Annotated in this window: 13 protein-coding genes; 6 read left to right on the top strand and 7 right to left on the bottom strand. The window is 63.9% G+C overall.

Going from position 1 to position 19,416, the window contains the following annotated elements:
- Positions 1-164 precede the first annotated feature (164 nt).
- From ADAD_RS16050 to ADAD_RS16045, 3 genes are all read right to left on the bottom strand, one after another.
- Positions 165-3,062 (bottom strand): PAS domain-containing hybrid sensor histidine kinase/response regulator, encoded by a 2,898-nt coding sequence (locus ADAD_RS16050; protein WP_010414859.1) that lies wholly within the window; start codon positions 3,060-3,062, stop codon positions 165-167.
- Between the two features lie 129 nt (positions 3,063-3,191).
- On the bottom strand, positions 3,192-4,529 hold the full coding sequence (locus ADAD_RS0113675; RefSeq protein WP_083825623.1) for a CHASE domain-containing protein: 1,338 nt from the start codon (positions 4,527-4,529) through the stop codon (positions 3,192-3,194).
- 3 nt (positions 4,530-4,532) lie between these two features.
- Entirely contained in the window at positions 4,533-5,027 is a 495-nt protein-coding gene (locus tag ADAD_RS16045) for a GAF domain-containing protein (protein ID WP_010414854.1), read from the bottom strand.
- Positions 5,028-5,763: 736 nt separating this feature from the next.
- Here ADAD_RS16045 and ADAD_RS0113665 point away from each other — a divergent pair.
- On the top strand, positions 5,764-6,924 hold the full coding sequence (locus ADAD_RS0113665; protein ID WP_010414852.1) for a nucleotidyltransferase family protein: 1,161 nt from the start codon (positions 5,764-5,766) through the stop codon (positions 6,922-6,924).
- Between the two features lie 186 nt (positions 6,925-7,110).
- Complete coding sequence (locus ADAD_RS0113660) at positions 7,111-7,785, top strand: response regulator transcription factor (protein WP_010414850.1); 675 nt, start codon at positions 7,111-7,113, stop codon at positions 7,783-7,785.
- 142 nt (positions 7,786-7,927) lie between these two features.
- Here ADAD_RS0113660 and ADAD_RS0113655 read toward each other — a convergent pair whose 3' ends face one another.
- The 3 genes from ADAD_RS0113655 to ADAD_RS0113645 form a co-directional block, all read right to left on the bottom strand.
- Positions 7,928-10,693, bottom strand: a complete 2,766-nt coding sequence (locus ADAD_RS0113655) for a TonB-dependent receptor domain-containing protein (RefSeq protein WP_029140146.1) — start codon at positions 10,691-10,693, stop codon at positions 7,928-7,930.
- A gap of 133 nt (positions 10,694-10,826) precedes the next feature.
- On the bottom strand, positions 10,827-12,428 hold the full coding sequence (locus tag ADAD_RS0113650) for a hypothetical protein (protein WP_010414846.1): 1,602 nt from the start codon (positions 12,426-12,428) through the stop codon (positions 10,827-10,829).
- Between the two features lie 246 nt (positions 12,429-12,674).
- A complete protein-coding gene (locus ADAD_RS0113645; protein ID WP_237700831.1) occupies positions 12,675-13,901 on the bottom strand; it encodes a sulfotransferase family protein in 1,227 nt (408 codons plus the stop codon).
- A gap of 244 nt (positions 13,902-14,145) precedes the next feature.
- Between ADAD_RS0113645 and serS the strand changes: the two genes are divergently transcribed.
- The 3 genes from serS to ADAD_RS0113630 all read left to right on the top strand — a co-directional run bounded on the left by serS (position 14,146) and on the right by ADAD_RS0113630 (position 17,538).
- Positions 14,146-15,429, top strand: coding sequence for a serine--tRNA ligase (serS, locus tag ADAD_RS0113640; RefSeq protein WP_010414842.1), 1,284 nt, complete (start codon positions 14,146-14,148; stop codon positions 15,427-15,429).
- Positions 15,430-15,550: 121 nt separating this feature from the next.
- Positions 15,551-16,312: a 5'/3'-nucleotidase SurE gene (gene surE / locus ADAD_RS0113635; RefSeq protein ID WP_010414840.1), complete on the top strand. Its 762-nt coding sequence runs from the start codon at positions 15,551-15,553 to the stop codon at positions 16,310-16,312.
- 92 nt (positions 16,313-16,404) lie between these two features.
- On the top strand, positions 16,405-17,538 hold the full coding sequence (locus ADAD_RS0113630) for an NAD-binding protein (protein WP_010414838.1): 1,134 nt from the start codon (positions 16,405-16,407) through the stop codon (positions 17,536-17,538).
- On the opposite strand, the gene ADAD_RS0113625 is transcribed toward ADAD_RS0113630, so the two are convergent.
- Positions 17,535-17,936, bottom strand: coding sequence for a DUF1761 domain-containing protein (locus ADAD_RS0113625; RefSeq protein WP_010414835.1), 402 nt, complete (start codon positions 17,934-17,936; stop codon positions 17,535-17,537). The two genes, ADAD_RS0113630 and ADAD_RS0113625, sit on opposite strands and share 4 nt — an antisense overlap.
- Positions 17,937-18,012: 76 nt before the next feature.
- Between ADAD_RS0113625 and rimO the strand changes: the two genes are divergently transcribed.
- A complete protein-coding gene (rimO, locus tag ADAD_RS0113620) occupies positions 18,013-19,404 on the top strand; it encodes a 30S ribosomal protein S12 methylthiotransferase RimO (RefSeq protein ID WP_010414831.1) in 1,392 nt (463 codons plus the stop codon).
- Positions 19,405-19,416 lie beyond the last annotated feature (12 nt).

The raw sequence follows: 19,416 nt of genomic DNA, 5'->3' as shown, positions 1-19,416 counted from the left end.
ATCTGTCAATCGCGGCGTCACCGCCAGTTCTGTGAGCGTCTCGTAAACAGTAACCGCCTGCGGTTTAAACATGGCCAAGACGGATGATAAATCCTGGACAATCAGGGCCGGTCTGCATCGACGGCGATTATCCGGAATCCCGATCAATCTGGTGTTTTACCCGCTCACGATGAAGCGTCACCCGCGCCACTGAACAGCGTGGTCGGCGCTTCAACCAGTTTCCACTTGGCGAATACTTTCTGCGCCGTTCGAACGACCGCGCTCATGTCCTCTTCTTCGGCATCGAGCATGGCCTGCTCCTGCGCGCGCGCCACCTCGCCGAGTTCTGCCTCGCCGAACATCCCGGCGGTACCAGCCAGCTTGTGCAGCATCTGCGCCACCGCTTCGACTTCGCCCCGGTCTAGCGGGTTGGTCGCGTCCAGTTGGTCGAGCGCCTCGAACGTCGTCTCGCGCCGCTCCGCATAACTCTTCACCAGCGCTTCTTCCGGATTGTGCGGAGCCTTCTGCTCCGAACGGGGCGCTGCCTCGCGGAAGAGATCGACGGGCAGCCATTCCTTGATCGCGGCCTTCAGGCTGCGCATCCGGATCGGCTTCGCCAGATGTCCCTGCATCCCCGCTGCAAGACAACGCTCAACGTCGTCGCTGTAGGCATTGGCGGTCTGCGCCAGGATCGGCAGTTCTTCCGGGGTAATGCCGGCGTCCCGCAATGTCCGCGTGGCCTCCAGACCATCCATGATGGGCATCTGAACGTCCATCAGTATCAGATCGTAAGGTTTGCTGGCTGCTTGCGCATCGGTGACCAAGCGCACCACTTCCTCACCATTCTCGGCAATGTCGACCGCCAATCCGATGCGGCTGGCCATGGAGATGATGAGGGCCTGGTTGATGTCATGGTCTTCGGCGACAAGGATGCGAGGCGGCCTGGCGAAAGTGAGTGCGCGTTCGCTGCGCGGTGTCCTGGCCAGTTCGATCCGATCGCCATCCGCCCGCAGAAGCGGGAGCCGCAGGGTGAAGACCGAGCCATGGCCTTCTTCGCTGCTGACCAGCAATTCGCCGTCCATCATCTTCGCAAGCTCGTTGCTGATCGTCAGGCCGAGGCCGGTGCCTCCGTATATGCGAGCGGTGGATTCATCGGCCTGGCTGAACTCACGGAAAATGGCGTCCAGCCGGTCCGGCGGTATGCCGATCCCCGAATCCTCCACTGCGATGCATAGCGTTTCCTGATTTTCCGGCCCCTGCTCCATCGAAACGCGGCAGTTTACTACACCCTTGGCCGTGAATTTGATCGCGTTACCGACCAGATTGGTCAGGATCTGCCGCAATCGCAGTGGATCCGCCATCACGCGGGATGGAACATCCTCATCAATCAGGAGGTCGAACTTGAGCCCCTTCTGGCGGGCGGTCGGCTCCAGCAGCCTCATGCACGACTGCAGCTTGTGGCGCAGGTCGATCGGCTCCCGGACGATCTTCATCTGACCCGCATCGGTCTTGGAAACATCGAGAATGTCGTTGAGAATCTGCATCATCGCCCGGCCCGAATCCGCGATGATCTGCGCATTCTCTCGCTGTTCGGGCGACAGCTCTCCGGCGAGCAGCAATTCGGTAAAGCCGACCACGCCATTCATCGGCGTGCGGATCTCGTGGCTCATATTCGCAAGGAAAGTGGCTTTGGCGGCGGCGGCCGTCTCTGCATTCTGGCGGGCAGCGACCAGGTCCAGCTCCATCTTCTTGCGGTCGCCAATGTCCCGGATAGATACCGAAACCTCTTTTGCCTCATCGCTCTGCGGGTCTTTGACGAGCCCCGCATTGGCTTCCAGCCAACGATATTCGTCTTCCTTGGCCGATCGCCACCTGTAGGCAGCGACAATCTGCTTGATCCGCCCGGAACGCAGATCGTCGAACAAGGTGTGCATCCGTTCCTGGTCTTCCGGGTGGAAGCCATCGAGTGCGTTGGTGCCGATCAAGTGCTCGCTCGGCACGCCCAGCACGTCTTTTGCCGAGGGTGACGCATAGAGGCACGTTCCGTCCAGCTCGACGCGAAATACCGCATCGGTGGCATTTTCCGCCAGCATTGCCAGCTGGTTGTCCCGGTCGGCGATCTCCTTTTCGAAGCGCTTGCGATCGGATACATCGATGACCACGCCGATGTATCCGCGCACGTTTCCATCATCGTCGAATTCGGGCTGCGCGACGGCATCGACCCAAACGATCGAACCGTCCGGATGCAGCCAGCGAAACTCGCCCCGGTATGGCTTCCCTCGATCCACGGCTGCAGTCCAGCGCTGGAGCAGGCCGTCCACATCGTCGTGGTGGACGGCCCTGCTCCAGCCCGTGCCCATCGCTTCTGCCTCTGTCAGGCCGGCCATCTCGCACCATGCGGGATTGACGTAGTAGGAGGCTCCCTCGCTGTCCGTGCGGAAAATACCTGCTGGCGAAAAGCTCGCCAGCGATTGGAAACGCCCTTCGCTTTCCTTCAGCGCGTCCGTCGCCAACTTCTGTTCGGTGATATCGATCGCAACGCCGATGAAGCCTTGCACTTCGCCGTCGTCGCCGATCCGCGGGGCGGCGATCAGGTCCACCCATGAGACAATATCATCCGGCTTCAGGAACTGCAGCTTGCAGCGCCACTGCGTACCTGACTGGACGGCATCGAGCCAATCCCGCTTCACGTCTTCTCTAAGGTCGGGATGGACCGCATCGAGCCAGCCTGCACCCAATGCCTGAGAGGCGCTCAGCCCGGTCACCTTGAGCCACGCTTCGTTGACATAGGTGCAGAACCCATAGGCATCCGTTCGGAATATGCCTGCTGGAGAAAGACCTGCAAGATCGCCGAACCGCCGCTCGCTCTCCGCCAGTGCGGACACGGTCTCCTCGAGTTCGCGGGTGCGCTGTTCGACCTGCGACTCGATATAGGCTTCGCGGCGCGAACCCCTGAACAGCAACCCCGCAAAAATGAGCGTGAGCAGCAGGCCCCCAATCAGTACGAGACTGGCTTCACGCGTCACAACGCCGCGCTCGAACGCCGGGGTGCTGGTCCACACGACCGTCCAGGTCTGTTCCATCACCTTGAACGTCCGCTGGACGGTAAAGGCGGACGACGCTTCGCTTTCCCGTGTGTCGGAGCTGCTGAAAATGAGCTTTTCCGGGGTGGGCCGCGCGCCATCGAAGACGGCAATGTCGAACAGCTTTCCCTAGCTGGGCGTGAGGTCGGACATGAAACGCGAGCCCACGAAAGGGGCATATATCCACCCCTCAAACGCCGCACGGCGCTCCTCCACCGTATCTGTCGCCAGCCCCGGCCTGTACAGCGGACGCAGCAGCAGAAATCCGGGGCTTTCCGTCTCGTCCTGAACGAGGAGGATACGCTTCGTGATCGTTGCCCTGCCGGTATCGCGCGCGTTGCGTGCCGCAGCTCTGCGATTTTTCTCGAACGCGATGTCGAGGCCGATGGCCTCAACGTTGTCGGCTTGCGGTTCGATCGCCACGATGACGAATCTCTCGTCGCGATCGGTCAGCGGATGGATGTCGAGATCATCGCGCCCCCTGGCGGCCAGGCTATCGAGAAACGCCTGCTCCTCCCCCGCGCGAACGGGCTCGATGAAACCGATACCGCTGATGCCGGGAAGGGTCTGCGAGAAGTCGAGGACCGAGGTGTAGACGCGCCATTGTTCCGGGGTAACCTCATCGGATGCCTCGAAAAGGGCCGCGCCGCCATCGAGGGCCTGGCGATAGGATTGCAACCGATGGTCGAGCGCTTGGCGGCTATCTGCCGCAAGCGATTCGAAGGACGTCTGACTGCGTTCGTAAGCCGCCTCCATGTTCAGCCGCCACGCGGCCAAGGTCGCGCACAGCAGCACCAGAATGGCGATGAAAGCGAGGGTCGAGAATGGTGAGAGCGTTTGGCCTCGCCAGCGGACAGCGCCACGGCTCCAGGGCGCGAGGAACAGAAGCGGGACGATAATCAAAACGCCGCCCATGTCGCCGCCCCACCAGTGCACCCAGAAGTTCAGCAGGTCGCTCTGGGACACGACGCCGCTTACGAAAAGCGTCGCCGTTCCGACGGTGGCACCGACAAGACAGGTCAGCGGACCGACCAACAAGAGGAGCCGCCCGAGTTCCCGGGGCCCCTCCAACCTGAGCGGGAAACCCGCGCGGCTCCGTATCCAGTACCCCCCCAGAACGGCCTGCAGGGTCGAGCCGGCCGCGATCAGAGTGGCATTCAGCAACACGGTTGCATCGGGTTGAAGCTCTACGGACCCAGCCGCAATTGCATTGACGCACCACGCGCCCAGAAACACCCCCGGCCAGACACGGTAGCCCAGAGCAGCGATGCCAGCGATGGCGAGACCGGCTGCCGGCCAGATGAGCGAAGCAAAGCCGGGCGGCGGTGCCAGCTGCTGGCCGATCCAGCCGAGCAGGGCATATCCCAGCGCAAGGCCAAGGATTTGCACCGGAAGCCTGGCCAGCAGCCCGCCCCAAATCAACGGACCCGATGCTCTGCCTGCGCGGATGGATGCGCTCCCGCTCATGTCCTAGCCGGAGCGGGCCATTTCTTTGGTCGATCCCAGCATCCGGCTGACTTCGGCCGCCAGGTTGGCCAGGGCTTCCCTGTCCGCCTCGCTGAAATCGTGCCTCGGCTTGCGATCGATGATGCAGATCGTGCCCAGCTTGTCTCCACCTTCGGCCGTAACCGGAGCGCCCGCGTAGAAGCGGATCGATGGATCATCGAGCACCAGAGGATTGCGACTGAAACGCTCGTCCTCTCTGGCATCCTCCACCACCATCACATCGCTGCCCTGGATGGTATAGGCACAAAACGCGACCGAACGCGGCGTCTCGTCGACATCGAGGCCGACCTTCGCCTTGAACCACTGCCTGTCGGCGTCGACCAGCGACATGAGCGCGATCGGGGTATCGAACCGCTCTGCTGCTCGCCTTACGATATCGTCAAATTCCGGCTCCGGCGGCGTGTCGAGCAATCGGTAGCCGTGGAGTGTCTGCAGCCGCCTTTTTTCACGATCTTCCATGATATTTCCGAACTTTAGACCTTCTGGATTGGTACAGGGCACCGGTTTCCGAACCATTAAGCGAGAGCCTTCAGCATGCCCCCGTCATGCCAAGGTCTACGAGCGCACGCGGTCCCGCTTCTCTCAGCATCCGCCTCACCCCGGTTTTCTCGAATGGTGGCGAGCACTAAATCGCTCGGTTACGAGCGCGTAGGAGCCTCAGGCAGCACAGGAATAGAGCTTCATCTAGCGAGTCAGCGGATACCCGGGCTCGCTTGGGAAGACCGATGGCGCAGAACTCCGGTTTCGACACAGGATGGTAAACCACCCCCTGAAAACAATCAATTGCAAGCTCTCGAGGCGCCATCCCCTCCCCCCCAAGTTGACGCCCGAGACCGCATCGCGCCCGAGAGATGTAGCGGATTGCCCCTTTCGCGATGGTACGCACCCGGACCATCGGACCTGAGCGATTATCGCCGGAAGTCCCAGCGCTTCGACTGTAAGCTCTTTTGCAGGCGATTATGGGGGCGCCGCGTTGTCCGTCGGGTAAGGCACCTCACCATGCCGCGTATCCGAAGCCCGCAACACTGCTTCTTCCTGGAAATATTCCGTGCGGTTTCTTCTGGCGACAGTAAGGTTCGCAACGGACCTGAAAACCATAGCAATCCTGCACGCCAAGCGCGTGAAGCATCGGCAGTCTGCGGCCTGCGCTGGTAGGGGCATCGACATGATGGCGCGAATTGATCTCCTTCTCGCAATGCTTTTGTCGCCTGCGAGCGTTGCACCCGAAACGCTGGGCGCACTGGAAGACGGCGACTGGACCTGGATCGCTACCTGCGCAAAGGACCACCGCCTGCGCCCGCTGCTGGCGTACCATGCGGCGGCGCATGAGTGGCCGGTTCCCGCGCCACTGATGGAGGATTGGCGAGCGAACCGGCGACGCTGGGGCTTCACCCATCTGCGACAGCAGGCGTTTCTCCGCCAGATGGCGGCGGTGCTGGAAGAGAGCGCCATGGACTTCGTCGTACTGAAGGGCGGGACGCTGGCCGAGATGGCCTACCAGGAACCGGCGCTGCGCCCGCGGCGCGATCTCGACCTGCTGGTGCCGACAGACCGTGCGCTGGAGGCGCAGGCCCTTCTGGAAGGAATCGGATGCGCGGCCCCGGCCTGGGCGCAGGGCGACGGGCTGGAGGATCGCCATCATCTCGCGCCGCTGGTGGCGCCTAGCGGCGGTTTCGCAATCGAGGTTCACCACACCTTGGCCCCGCCGGATTGGGACGGCGCACGCGTGCTCGCCGATCTGCTGATTGCCACATCGCAGCCGATGGCGGTGGGCGACAGGGCTGTACCGGGATCGGCTCCCCTCCCGCTGATGCTCAGCGTGGTCGCGCACGGCACGCTTCACCATCTGTTCGACAATGGCCCGCTTCTGCTTGCCGACATGGCCCGGCTGATCGAGCGCCTGCCGCCCGACTGGGCCGAGTTCGAAGAATGGTGCGGGCGGCTGGGGTTGGAGCGTTCGGCGGCGCTGGTCCTGGCCCTGGTTGAGCGGCATGCGAAGATCGCCTTGCCGCCGCTGGACCTGCTGCGCACCCATCGCCCTCCTCCCGCGCTGCTCGACCATGCCGCCCTGCTGGTGACACAGGATATGGCGAGCAGGGAACAGCGCCGATACCGGGCGGCGGTGGCCCGGGGAACGGGCCTCGCTGCCGCCGCCAAACGCGCGCTGGTGCCCGATCCCCGCACGCTGGCCCTGCGCGCGGGCACCGGGATCGACGATATTCGCCGCTGGAAGGCCTATCCTGCCTGGCTCGGCGAGAAAGGTCGCGGCTATCTCCAGGCCCGCGCCGCCCCGCGCCACCATGGCGAAGCGGCCGCCGACAACACGCTGGCCGCGTGGCTGCGATCGCCGGACTGAGCGCACCACGAGCCTGCGGCGCCGGCAGGCGCGCACTCCATGCTGCGTCATGGTGCTTCACGGGCGCCAGGAGTTTCCAACCCCGAGGGTCCAAGGCGTTTAAACGTGCCGCGCCACGCAGCAGCGTCACAAACCAGTCACACACGCACGGCACCTCTGCGCGCGACAACGAGGCTCGCAACCGCCATGCGCAAGGTGAATATCCTGCTGACCGGCCCCCTCGAAGGGGGCACCCCCGGCGGGGGCGAAGATCGGCTGCTGGACTTCCAGACCATTGGCCCCGACGGACCTGAGGACCTGGTCGACGGGCCGACATGGATCTTCGTGGACTGGATCATGCCCGATATCTCGGGCCTCGAGATGATCCGCCGCCTGCGGGCCGACGACAGGCTGGGCGATGCGCATATCACCATCATCCTCGAACGTGACAGCGACGAGGACCGGCGCCGCGCCATCCAGGCAGGCGCGGATGACTATGTCCTCGGCCCGGTGGACCGCAACTCGGTGCTCGACCGGATCCTGAAGCTGCAATCGCAGCGTGGAATCCGGCGGCTGCCCGAACGCGAGAGATACGGCCTGCTGGAAATCCTCCCGGCGGCACAGCAAGCCCGCTGGAACGGCATGGCGCTGACGCTCAGCCCGAACGAGTTTCGCCTGCTCCGGTATCTCGTTTCCGAACGCGGGCAGATCAGCTCCCGGCGCAAGATCATCGCGGGGCTGGGCAAGCTCGACCCGCCGATAGACGAACGCACGGTCGATGTGTGGATCGGCCGCCTGCGCCGCGCCCTGCGCGCGGTGGGCGCGCCCGATCCGATCCGCACCGTGCGCGCGCAGGGCTACGTCTTCGATCTCGAAGCCTGACATCGGCTGAAGGCGCGCTGCGCGACGCAGAGAACGCGTCATGGTGTTCCCGCCCTGCCCGGCCATTGCGCGACCACGAAAAAGGGCCCGCGGCGCCGTGCCGCAGGCCCTCGTTCCGGCGCCGCGAAGGGCGCAGCCGGTTCTAGAACTCGGCCGTCAGAGACAGCGAGAAGGACTGGCCGATATCGTAGCTGTTCGTGTCGATCCGGGTCGTGCCGTCGTCGATGAACTCCTGGTTGTCCGTGCCGGTCAGGTTGCGCGCTTCGAACTTCAGTTCCAGCGGCATGCCGATCACATCCAGGCCCTGGCGGATCACCAGATCGAGCCGGGCGCCCGGACGCTGGATGATGTCCGGCAGCTGCGAACCCTGGCTGTTGCGGCTCACCACGCGGTCGCTGGCGTAGGAGAGCAGCAGCGTGGCCTGGCTCAGCCGATCGACGTCCTCGATGCCGAGCTGCAGGTTGAGCAGGTGGTCCGACTGCCCCGAAAGCGGCGCGCCGTCGCGGAACAGCGTATCGGAGTCGCTGGGAACGCCGCCGACATTGGACACGAAGATCAGCGACTGATCGTCCGGCCCCACGATCAGCTGGGACTGGGTGTAGGTGTAGTTCGCGATGACGATCGCCCGCTTGCTTTCGAAGAAGCCGCCCCAGTCATACAGGTCGTAGTTCCACACGAACTCGAACTCCCCGCCGTAAACCTCGGCCTTGGGGGCGTTGGCGAAACGGGTCGTCTGCTCGTTCTCGGTGAAGGAAGAGAACGGCTCGATCGGATTGTCGATCGACTTGTAGAACCCGCCGAGCGACACGCGGCTGCGCTGGCCGAAATAATACTCGGCGCGCGCTTCTGCGTTGAACAGCTCGCTGTCCTGCAGCGACGGGTTGCCCACGAAGGTGCGCAGGCTGTCGGGATCGGTGAAGCGCTGGAACAGCAGTTCGCGGAACTGCGGACGCGCAATCGTCTTCGATGCGCTGGCACGAAGCTGCAGGCCATTGTCGAACTGATAGGTGATCGTACCGGCGGGCAGCCAGTAGTCGTTTTCCAGATTGGTCGCGGCCCCGATATTCACCTGGTTGTCGAAGATTTCGCGCGCGGCGACGGTCTGGGTTGCGTCCTCGTAACGCACGCCAAGGTCGATGGTCAGCCCGTATGCGGGCGTGAGCACACCCTTGAGGTACCCCGCGTAGACTTCCAGATCGGCATCGAACGCAGGCACGCGATCGGGTTCGATCAGATTGATGGGGGATGCGACGCCGGGCGATGCGAAGCCCGGAATGTTCGACGCCTCGATAACCGTGGGCGAAAGCAGCAGGTCCGGCCGCAGGGTCGCAATGCCGAGCGGGAAGTTGGACGGTGCCGAGTAGAAGAACGCGCGCCGGGTGGAGAAGCGATCAGTATCCGAAATCGCGCCGCCAACCGTGACCGAGAAGACATCCAGCACCACGGGCACCGTCAGGTCGACGCCGCCGTAGTACAGCTTTTCCGTCAGGTCCGAGAAGGTGACTTCGGCCGCATCGCCGCGCGCGCGGTTCAGCGGGTTGATCAGGATGTCGCCAAAGGGATTGGACGGCGCATCATTGGTGCGCGTGTATTCGAAGTTGAACTCGTACGGGCTTTCACGATCCGTCTGAGCGTAGCCTGCGCGAACATCCAGGCCGATATCGCCCAGGCGGAATTCACCCACCAGCTGCGTATCGATCAGCTGCCGCTCGAACCACGCGGTCGTCTGGCCGATCTCCGTCCGGTCCTCGAAAGCGGACGCGTCGAACACTTCGGTACGCGAGAGCGAAGCCTGCTTGAGCACGTCGCGGATATAGACGTTGGTCCAGCGGATCTTCTGCTCGCCGAATTCCAGGCCGAAGCCCAGCAGGCCGTTCAGGAGAACGCGGTTGTCGGTCACGAAGCGCTCGCCATCGCTCGCCACGGCAACCGGCAGCGAGCCGATCGGCCGCTGCGCGGTCACGTTGCGATTGCGCAGCGAGTTGCTGAGGTTCGCGGTCGCGATGATGCCCAGTTCGGCATCGCCGCCAACGAAGAAGCTGGTGCCTGCGGTGAAACCGCCGGAGAAGTTGGGCCGCAGCTTGTCGGCCTTCTGCACCACCATGAGGTTGGGCTTGGTGATCGAGCTGGCAATGGCCTGGCGTTCCGCCAGCGTCAGATCCTCGAGCGCGGTCGAACCATTGAGAAAATTGTCGAGCGCGCCAACCGGATCGCGGCGCCCGGTGTCGAAACCGAACCAGTCGTAATCGCTGCCGTAGTAGAGCAGGCCGTTTTCGAACGTGGTTTCGGTATCTCCACTGATGCCGAGGCTGATTTCGAAGAAGCTTTCGTCGGGAATGGCCTCGGTGGTGAGATTGATGACACCGCCACCGAATTCACCGGGGAAGTTCGCCGAATAGCTCTTCTGGACAAGCGATGAGGCAATGATGTCCGTCGGGAAGATGTCGAGCGGAACCACACGGCTCAGCGGCTCGGGCGAAGGCAGCGGCAGACCGTTGAGCAGGGCCAGCGAATAGCGATCGCCAAGGCCGCGCACGAACACGCGCCCGTCGCCATTGTTGGAAAGGCCGGTCACACGGCTCAGCGCGCCGGCAATATCGCCTTCGCCGGTACGCGCGATATCTTCGCTGCTCAGCACGGAGACCACCTGGGCCGAGCTGCGCGTTACGTCGCGCGGGCCGCGCACGCCGGTTACGGTGATGATGTTGCCACCGGGAACGGAGATGTCGACCTCTTCCTGAGCGGTGTCGTCCTGCACCACGTCATCGGGATTGATCGGCTCTTCGACAGGCGTTTCCGTGGCCGGCTGAGCGGCTGCGTTGCCTGTATCTTGTGCGAAAGCGACACCCGGATAGGTGAGCGCGGTGGAGAGCAAGAGCAGCCCTGCCAACTGCTTACCGGTGGACATGGTATGAGACCCCCTCATGCTTAAGGTCTGTAAAACTGGGCACGTACGGCGCGGCGCGCCGACGCGTCTCTAAAAACAGCGAAACGGAGGTGCCCGGCGCTGACCGCCGGACACCCCCGGTCATTCACTCCGATCAGCTCGTCGGCATCGACAGGCAGCTGCCGGTGTTGTTCAGACCCAGCGTCACTACGGCCGAGTTACAGGTCCAGCCTTCGGCCCAGTTGGCCGCTTCGCTCGGCACCGCGCCGATGTAGCCGCGGGTCGAGTTCGCGTAGAACGCGGACACCGCGCTCACGTCGAAAATCGGCAGGTAGCTGTTTTCGTTCGCACCGTTGATGAAGGCCGCGCCGGTGGTGACACCGGTCAGGCGCTGCAGCGTGTTGGTGTAGGCCTTGTCGTTGCCGGCGCCTGCATCGACCTGCGCTTCGGTGGCAGCCCGGCGGCTGGTGTCGAAGAAGTTGGTCGGGCAATCGAAGGCGACCGACTGGAACTCGAACGGGCCAGCTTCGTCGATGGCGGGGTTCGCCGCCTGGTTGATCGTTTCGTTGTCGTCGACCTTCAGGCAACCCCAGTCCGCCGGCGCGTTGGTGCGCAGATCGACGAGCAGCGAGTTGTAAAGGCCGAAGTCCGACGCACCGGAGCGCAGACGGATCAGGCCATCGCCGCCGGTCGAGTTGGAGATAAGCGTGGCGTTGTTGATCCGCACGTTGGTACGCGGCGTGTCGTTCTTGGCAGACGCACCGGCCGAGGAATCCTGCTCGATCACGGTATCGGCGATGGTGCTACGCTGAACGACGAGGACCTCGTCGAAGGTGCCCTTCACGCCGTTGTCGGTATCGAGCGAGTCGTCTTCCGCACCGACCGCGATGAAGCGGCGCACGTTGACCGTACCGCCGAAGAATTCGGCGCCGTCGTCCGAACTGTTGAAGCTCATGACGTTGTTGATCGTGGTGCCCGAACCGACGCCACCCGTGGTGAGCGACTGGAGCTCGGCGTCCGGCGCCAGCGCGACGCCCGAGAAGCGGATCTGCACGTAGCTGATCGTGCCCGAGTTGTCGGCCGAGTTCGAACCACCGTAAAGGATTTCGTTCGGCGCACCTTCCACGGCACGCTGACAATCATTGCCGTTCGGCCCGCCGCGGGCACAGCCCTGCGCCACCGGAGCACGACCCGAAAGGATCACGCCGCCCCACTGGCTCGACGAATCGATGTTCACCTGGCCCTGCAGGTTCTGGCGGCTGGTGAAGATGATCGGGCTGGTCTGCGTGCCGACCGCTTCCAGCTGGTTGCCGCGGTTGATGTTCAGGAAGTCGCTACCGTCGGCGATCACGATCACGCCAGGTTCGATTTCGAGAACGACTTCGGTGTTGGTGCTGCTGAAACCCTGGTCGACACCGACGTTGGTCTGGCCGTTCAGTTCGTAAACCAGGCCCGCCACGTTGGGCAGGGTGGACGAAGCAGTGATGTCCGTGGGCAGGCGGCAGCGACGATATTCGCCGGTCGGGCCGGAGATCGTGGCGAGATCCTGGATCGTGCCACCCGCGATGGTCGGGCAGTTGGGAGCCGGGGTGATCAGCGCGGTCGTCGGCGGGGGCGGCGGCGGCGGAGGCGGCGGCGCGGGGTTGTTGATGGTGACGTTACCGCCCGTACCGGGCGAAACGATTTCGTCTGCTCCGCAGCCGGCAAGTGCCAGTGCGCTGCAGCCGATAATGAGCGTGCGTTGAAGATTTTTCACAGCGAGCGGTCCCCTCAAAAACCGAAGAATCGAACATACGGGCGCGAATTGTGATCGCAGAAGGGGAGCTAGGGATGGCCGGTGACACTTTCGGGGCCGCGCTGTGACGGCTGGGTTACAAGCGCAAAGCAACGCGAACCCTGTGGCAATATTATGCCATTTGCGTGCCTGCAGCCGAGCCTGAACGGCGGCTGACAGGTTCGTCTTGTTAACGAAATCGAAGAAAGCCTGCGGAGTCGCGGACGGTCAGCGCGCGGCAATAGAGGAAACGCGGCCAGCGACGGACGAAACGCCCAAATCGCCCTCGGCAACGTCGAAACGAGCCGTATATGCGGCGAAGCGAGCGCGGACCTCGCTCTCCGACAGGCCGAATTGTGACAGACTGTAAGAATGCGGCTCGCGAGCCACCCGGCACGCACGATCCTGGTAGTGCCGCATCGCCGGCAGGGCAGGCGCAAGATCGAGATCGAGGAAGCCGTAAATGCGGCGCATCGTGCCTTCCCAGTCCCGGTCCATCTCGTCGAACCCGACATCGATCCGCCGTTCGGCCGGCACCAGCGCGCGCGCTGCCGTCATCCGTTCCAGCTGAAGCGCGCTCTTGCGCAGCCATTCCTGCCCTACATCGTGAGGCGTGACGTCATCGGAATGGATCGCGGTCTGGTTCCAGGCCAGCGAAGCCGCACTGCCGACGACCTTCCTGGGATCGCGGTGCGTATAGATGATGCGCGCATCGGGAAAGACGTTGAGCAGCGCGGGCAGGTCCAGCGCATGCTGAGGCGTCTTGAGGACCCACGGCTTGAGCTCGCTCGCCTGCTGCGACCAGCCGACAAGCCGCAGCAGATCGGCGAGGTGGCGATAGGCGGGGGTCGCATCGATCCGCTCGCACCAGCGGCCATAGGTGGGCACGCGCCACTGCGCCTCGTGCTTCATCCCGTACATCGAGTTCACCAGCAGGCCGAGTTCCTCTTCCGCTTCGAAAGGGCCGGTCGGGTGGATGGAAAGCGTGCGCGGATTGGCCAGCCGCGCGACACGCATCACACGTTTGGCCAGCGTCGGGCGGAAATCGCGTTTTCGGCCAGCCAGAACCTCTTCGAAATCGAGGCGCGGAACGGGCGAGATGGTCTCGAAACTGCGCATGTGGCTGAAGCGATGATCGCTTGCCAGCAAACGGTGAAGCCGGGTCGTGCCCGAACGCATCGGGCCCACGATCACCACCGGGCGCATGATCCGGCGTTCGAGTATCTCGGGGTGGCGCCTGAACCATTCCATCGCGGTCAACCGGTCGCGCAGCACCTTGCCGAACTGCAGCCGCGCGGCGAGTTCGCCCGCAGTATTGAGGTGCGCCTCCTCGCGCAGTGAGTCGAGAAGAACGGAAAACGGCTGTTCGAACCAGGGGTCACCGAAGTCGGACAGACCGGTTCGCACTGCCGCAGCATCCATCAGGGCGGCCTTTTCCAGCCGAGGATTCGCCACCGCTCCAACCTTCTGGCCCAGGCCAATGGCCCGGTTCAATACGTCGATGAATGGCGTGCGCCGAGGGGGGGCCTGGATCGTTTCCTGCTGAACCTGCATCTCGCCTCTTCGCCACTTCCCTGATCGCAACGAACGATCCATTGCGGCCTTTGTGCCCATCGGGCCATCGCGCGGATGCACAATCCCTCGCCCAACCGAAACTTGATACTGGCCAAGCAAACGCACGCTCGCCATAGGCGCACGCATGCACGATATCGCCACCATCCGCAGCCAGCCCGAAGCCTTCGATGCGGGACTCGCCCGCCGGGGGGCAGAACCCGTCTCCGCCAGGATACTGGATCTGGACAGCCGCCGGCGTGCGGTGCTGACCCAGCTCCAGGAGGCGCAGAACCGCCGCAACGCCGCCTCGAAAGCGATCGGGCAGGCGATGGCCAAGGGCGACACGGAAGAAGCCGACCGGCTGAAGGCCGAGGTGAGCGACCTCAAGGCGACCACCCTGCCCCAGCTCGAAGAGCAGGCGCGTGTAATCGGCGGCGAGCTGGACGAACTGCTGGCAGGCATTCCCAATATCCCGGCCGAGGATGTGCCCGATGGGGCGGGCGAAGACGAGAATGTCGAGCTTTCGACCTGGGGCGAGAAACGCGACTTCGATTTCGAGCCGCGCGAACATGCCGATATCGGGCCGATGCTGGGTCTCGATTTCGAGATCGGCGCGGATATCGCGGGCGCGCGCTTCACCTTCCTGCGCGGCGGCATGGCGCGGCTGCACCGTGCACTCGGCCAGTTCATGCTCGACCGGCAGACGACCGAGAACGGCTATCTCGAATGCAATCCGCCGCTACTGGTGCGCGACGATGCGGTGTTCGGCACCGGGCAGTTGCCCAAGTTCGCGGACGACCTGTTCCACACCACCGACGGCCGCTGGCTGATCCCGACCGCCGAGGTCAGCCTGACCAACGCGGTGCGTGGCAAGATCGTGGAGGAACAGTTCCTGCCGCTGCGCATGACTGCGCTGACCCAGTGCTTCCGCTCCGAAGCGGGCGCGGCGGGCAAGGATACGCGCGGTTTCATCCGCCAGCACCAGTTCGAAAAGGTCGAACTGGTCAGCATCGTGGCGCCCGAGGATAGCGAGGCCGAGCATGAGCGGATGACGCAATGCGCCGAAGGCGTGTTGCAGGCGCTCGGCCTGCCCTATCGCAAGATGCTGCTGTGCACCGGCGACATGGGCTTCGGCGCGCGCAAGACCTACGATCTTGAAGTGTGGCTGCCCGGCCAGGGCGCTTACCGCGAGATTTCCAGCTGCTCCAACGTGGGCGATTTCCAGGCACGCCGGATGAGTGCGCGCTATCGCCCGGAAAGCGGCGACAAGAAGACCGAGTTCGTCCACACGCTGAACGGATCGGGCCTTGCGGTCGGCCGCACGCTGGTGGCGGTGCTGGAGAACTATCAGAACGAAGACGGCAGCGTCGATGTACCCGAGGCGCTCCGGCCTTACATGGGCGGACTGACGAAGCTGAGCCCCGAGTGATTTATCCGTCACCCTGAACTTGTTTCAGGGTCCAGCCCTCCCCGACGCGGATGGTTGCAGGTGACGCAGGACTGGATGCTGAAACGAGTTCAGCATGACGAATTGGAGAAAGCGGACCCGAATGAAAATCCTCCTCACCAACGACGATGGCATCCACGCCCCCGGCCTCGAAGTGCTGGAAGAGATCGCGCGCCACTTCTCCGACGATATCTGGATCTGCGCGCCGGACGAGGAACAGTCGGGCATGGGCCACGCCCTCACCCTCACCCGCCCCGTGCGCCTGCGCCGGCATGGTGAGCGGCGCTTCTCCGTCACGGGAACGCCGACCGACAGCGTAACCATGGGGCTGCGCAAGGTGATGGACGGAGAACCGGACGTCATCCTCTCCGGCGTAAATCGCGGGGCGAACCTGGGCGACGACATCACCTATTCGGGCACCGTCTCCGCCGCCATCGAGGGCGCGCTGGCCGGTGTCCGCTCGATTGCGCTCAGCCAGGTCACGAACAAGGACGGCGCGGCGACCAACGATACCTTCGAGGCCGCGCGCGCCTGGGGGCCGAAAGTGCTCGGCCCGCTACTCGACACGCCGCTGCCCAAACGCACGCTGGTCAATGTCAACTTCCCCGCCCTGCCCGCCGATGAGATCAGGGGCATTCGCGCAGTGCGCCAGGGCTTCCACGATTATTCGCGCGGCACGGTCGTCGAGGGGAGAGACCCGCGCGGCTTCCAGTATTTCTGGTTCGGCCTGCAGGCTATCGAACATACGCTGGACCACGGCACGGATCTTGAGGCGATCGGCGATGCCTGCGTCTCGGTCACGCCGCTGCAGCTCGATCTCACCCATCATTCCTCGCTCGGCGAACTGGGCGAACGCTTCGGCTGAACCAGCTCGCCTATTGCACGGTCCGAACTCCTATTGTTGCGGCGCCCCCGGTGCGTCGCTAATCGAACTGTTCCGATGAGCAGTTTCCCCTCATGAGCCGCGACAAGCAGCAAATCGAAAAGGTCCGCACGGGCATGAGCACGCGCGATGTGCGCGGGCCGAAGTTCCAGCCGCTGCGCCGCGCACTGAAGGTGCCGGTGTGGGGAGACCTTTCCATCCGGCTGGGTCTGGCGCTGGGCCTGATCTTCCTCGTCATCATGATCCACTGGTGGGATCGCGAAGGGCTGGTCGACAATCTGGACGGGGAGGTCAGCTTCCTCGACGTCGTCTACTTCACCATGATCTCGATCACGACGACCGGTTTCGGGGACATCGCACCGATCACCGATCGCGCCAGGCTGGTGGAAGCCGTGATCGTGACGCCGGTCCGCTTCGCCGTCCTCTTCATTTTCGTCGGCACGGCCTACAACTTCCTCATTCAGCGCAGCTGGGAGAAATTCCGCATGAACCGCATCCAGGAGCAATTGTCCGACCACGTGGTCGTGCTGGGCTACGGCGTGTCGGGCTCCGAATCGGTCAACGAACTGATCGAGCGCGGCACCGATCCGCACTGCATCGTCGTGATCGACCCGAGCGAGGAACGGCTGGCGGAAGCGGAGGCGCTGGGCTGCAATATCATGGCGGCCGATGCCACGCGCGACGAAACGCTGAAAGCCGTGCGGATCGACCGTGCGCAAAGCGTGCTCGTCTCCGCAGGACGCGACGATACCTCCATCCTGATCGTGCTCACCGTGCGTGCGCTCGCGCCTGCCGTGCCGATCAGCGTGGTCGTGCGCGCTCTCGATAACGAGAGCATCGCGCGTCAGGCCGGGGCCAACAATGTCATCAATCCGGTCCACTTTACCGGCCTGCTGCTGGCGGGGAGCGTGAAGGGTGCGCACATCGCCGACTACCTGGCCGACCTTGCCTCCATCTCCGGTCGGGTCCAGCTGGTCGAACGCCCGGTCACGGCGGAGGAATGCGGCTGCGCGATCTCCGATCTGCGCACCGGCGGACGCGGCCTCAGGATTTATCGCAATGGCGAGGCACTGGGTTTCTGGGAGGAAGAATGCCAGAACCTGCAGGCGGGTGACATCGTGGTCGAGATCGTGCCCACGATCGAGGGCGAGGATCTGGGCGACGGCAGCGGAAACGGACGCGCCAAGCAGCAGGAAGCGCGCCGCTAGAGCAGCACGAAGACCCCGCCCATCGCCGCCATCGCGGTAACGAAGAACCCGGCGTCGATGGCAAAGACCTGCCACGGGGCGTTCAGATAGAGGTAGCGGATGCCGATGGCGGGCACCATCAGCATCAGCCCGTAGCCGACCGAGATCATCATCATCGCGCGCACCGACGGGCTCGACATGGCGAACTGGTGCGCCAGCGTCAGCGAAATCAGCAGCGCAAAGGCGAAGGTAAGTCCGAAGACAAGCCAGATCGGCCGGTCGCCGCTGAAATCCTCGTCTTCGCTACGCCCGATGGCGCGTTTCCATATCTTGCCGAACAGCACGCCATACCAGACCATGCCGACCAGAAAGAAGGCGCCTGCGCCAAGGATAACTCTCAGAAGGTCTATCTGGCCCATCGCGGCGGCTCCTAATTGCAACGCGACGCGCCGCCTAGCGCAAAGCGGCGCATGGGTGTAGAGGGCGCGACCAATCATGACAGCAACCACCACCACTATTCCCGACCCCAAGAAGGTCGGCATGGTCAGCCTCGGCTGCCCCAAGGCGCTCGTCGATTCCGAGCGCATCCTCACGCGCCTGCGCGCCGACGGCTATACGATGAGCCCCGACTATGCCGGTGCGGACATCGTGCTGGTCAACACCTGCGGCTTTCTCGATTCCGCCAAGGAGGAGAGCCTGCAGGCGATCGGCGAGGCGATTGCCGAAAACGGCCGCGTGATCGTGACCGGCTGCATGGGCGACGAAGCCGATGCGATCCGTGCCGCGCACCCTCAGGTGCTCGCAGTGACCGGCGCGCATCAGTACGAGCAAGTGGTGGAAGCCGTGCACGAGCACGCGCCGCCAAGCCAGGGGCCGTATATCGACCTGATCCCCCAGCCCGATCTGGCGGATATCAAGCTGACGCCGCGCCACTACGGCTATCTCAAGATTTCCGAAGGGTGCAATCACTCCTGCGCCTTCTGCATCATCCCCTCCCTGCGCGGGAAACTCGTCAGCCGACGGATCGACGCGGTGCTGCGCGAGGCGGAAAAGCTGGTCGCGGCGGGCACGAAGGAACTGCTGGTCATCAGCCAGGACACCTCGGCCTATGGCGTCGATACCCGCCACGAGCCGCGCGAGTGGAAGGGCAGAGAAGTCCGCGCGCACATGACCGATCTGGCGCGCGAGTTGGGCCAGCTACGGACCGATCAGGGCACGCCGCCGTGGGTGCGGCTGCACTACGTTTATCCCTACCCGCACGTCGATCAGGTCATCCCGCTGATGGCCGAAGGGCTGCTGACGCCCTATCTCGACATTCCGTTCCAGCATGCCGCGCCATCGGTTCTGAAGCGCATGAAGCGCCCCGCGAACGAGGCCAAGGTACTCGAACGCCTGAAAAGCTGGCGCGAGATCTGCCCCGAGATTGCAGTGCGAAGCAGCTTCGTGGTCGGCTTCCCCGGCGAGACGGAAGAGGATTTCCAGTACCTGCTCGACTGGCTGGAAGAAGCGCAGCTGGACCGTGTGGGCGCCTTCCGCTTCGAACCGGTCGAGGGCGCGGCAGCCAATGCCCTGCCCGATCCGGTGCCCGAAGCTGTGAAGGAAGAACGCTACGCCCGGATCATGGAAGTAACCGCGCGGATCAGCGCGGCCAAGCTTCAGGCCAAGATCGGGCGCACCCTCCCCGTCATCATCGACGAGGTCGGCGAACCCGATGAAGATGGCGATATCGGCGCCACCGGGCGAAGCCAGGCCGACGCGCCCGAGATCGATGGCAACGTGTTCCTGCGCAATGTCTCCGCCAGCCTGGCGTCCGGAGATATCGTGGAGGTGATGGTGGAAGACGCCGACGAGCACGACCTGTTCGGCGTGCCGAGCGAAAAAGTTTGAGAAAACTCGGCA

It is taken from the genome of Citromicrobium sp. JLT1363, from assembly GCF_000186705.1.
Classification (GTDB): Bacteria; Pseudomonadota; Alphaproteobacteria; order Sphingomonadales; family Sphingomonadaceae; genus Alteriqipengyuania.
The sequence above is the reverse complement of the archived record's forward strand: the minus strand, read 5'-3'. Positions and strand labels throughout refer to the sequence as shown.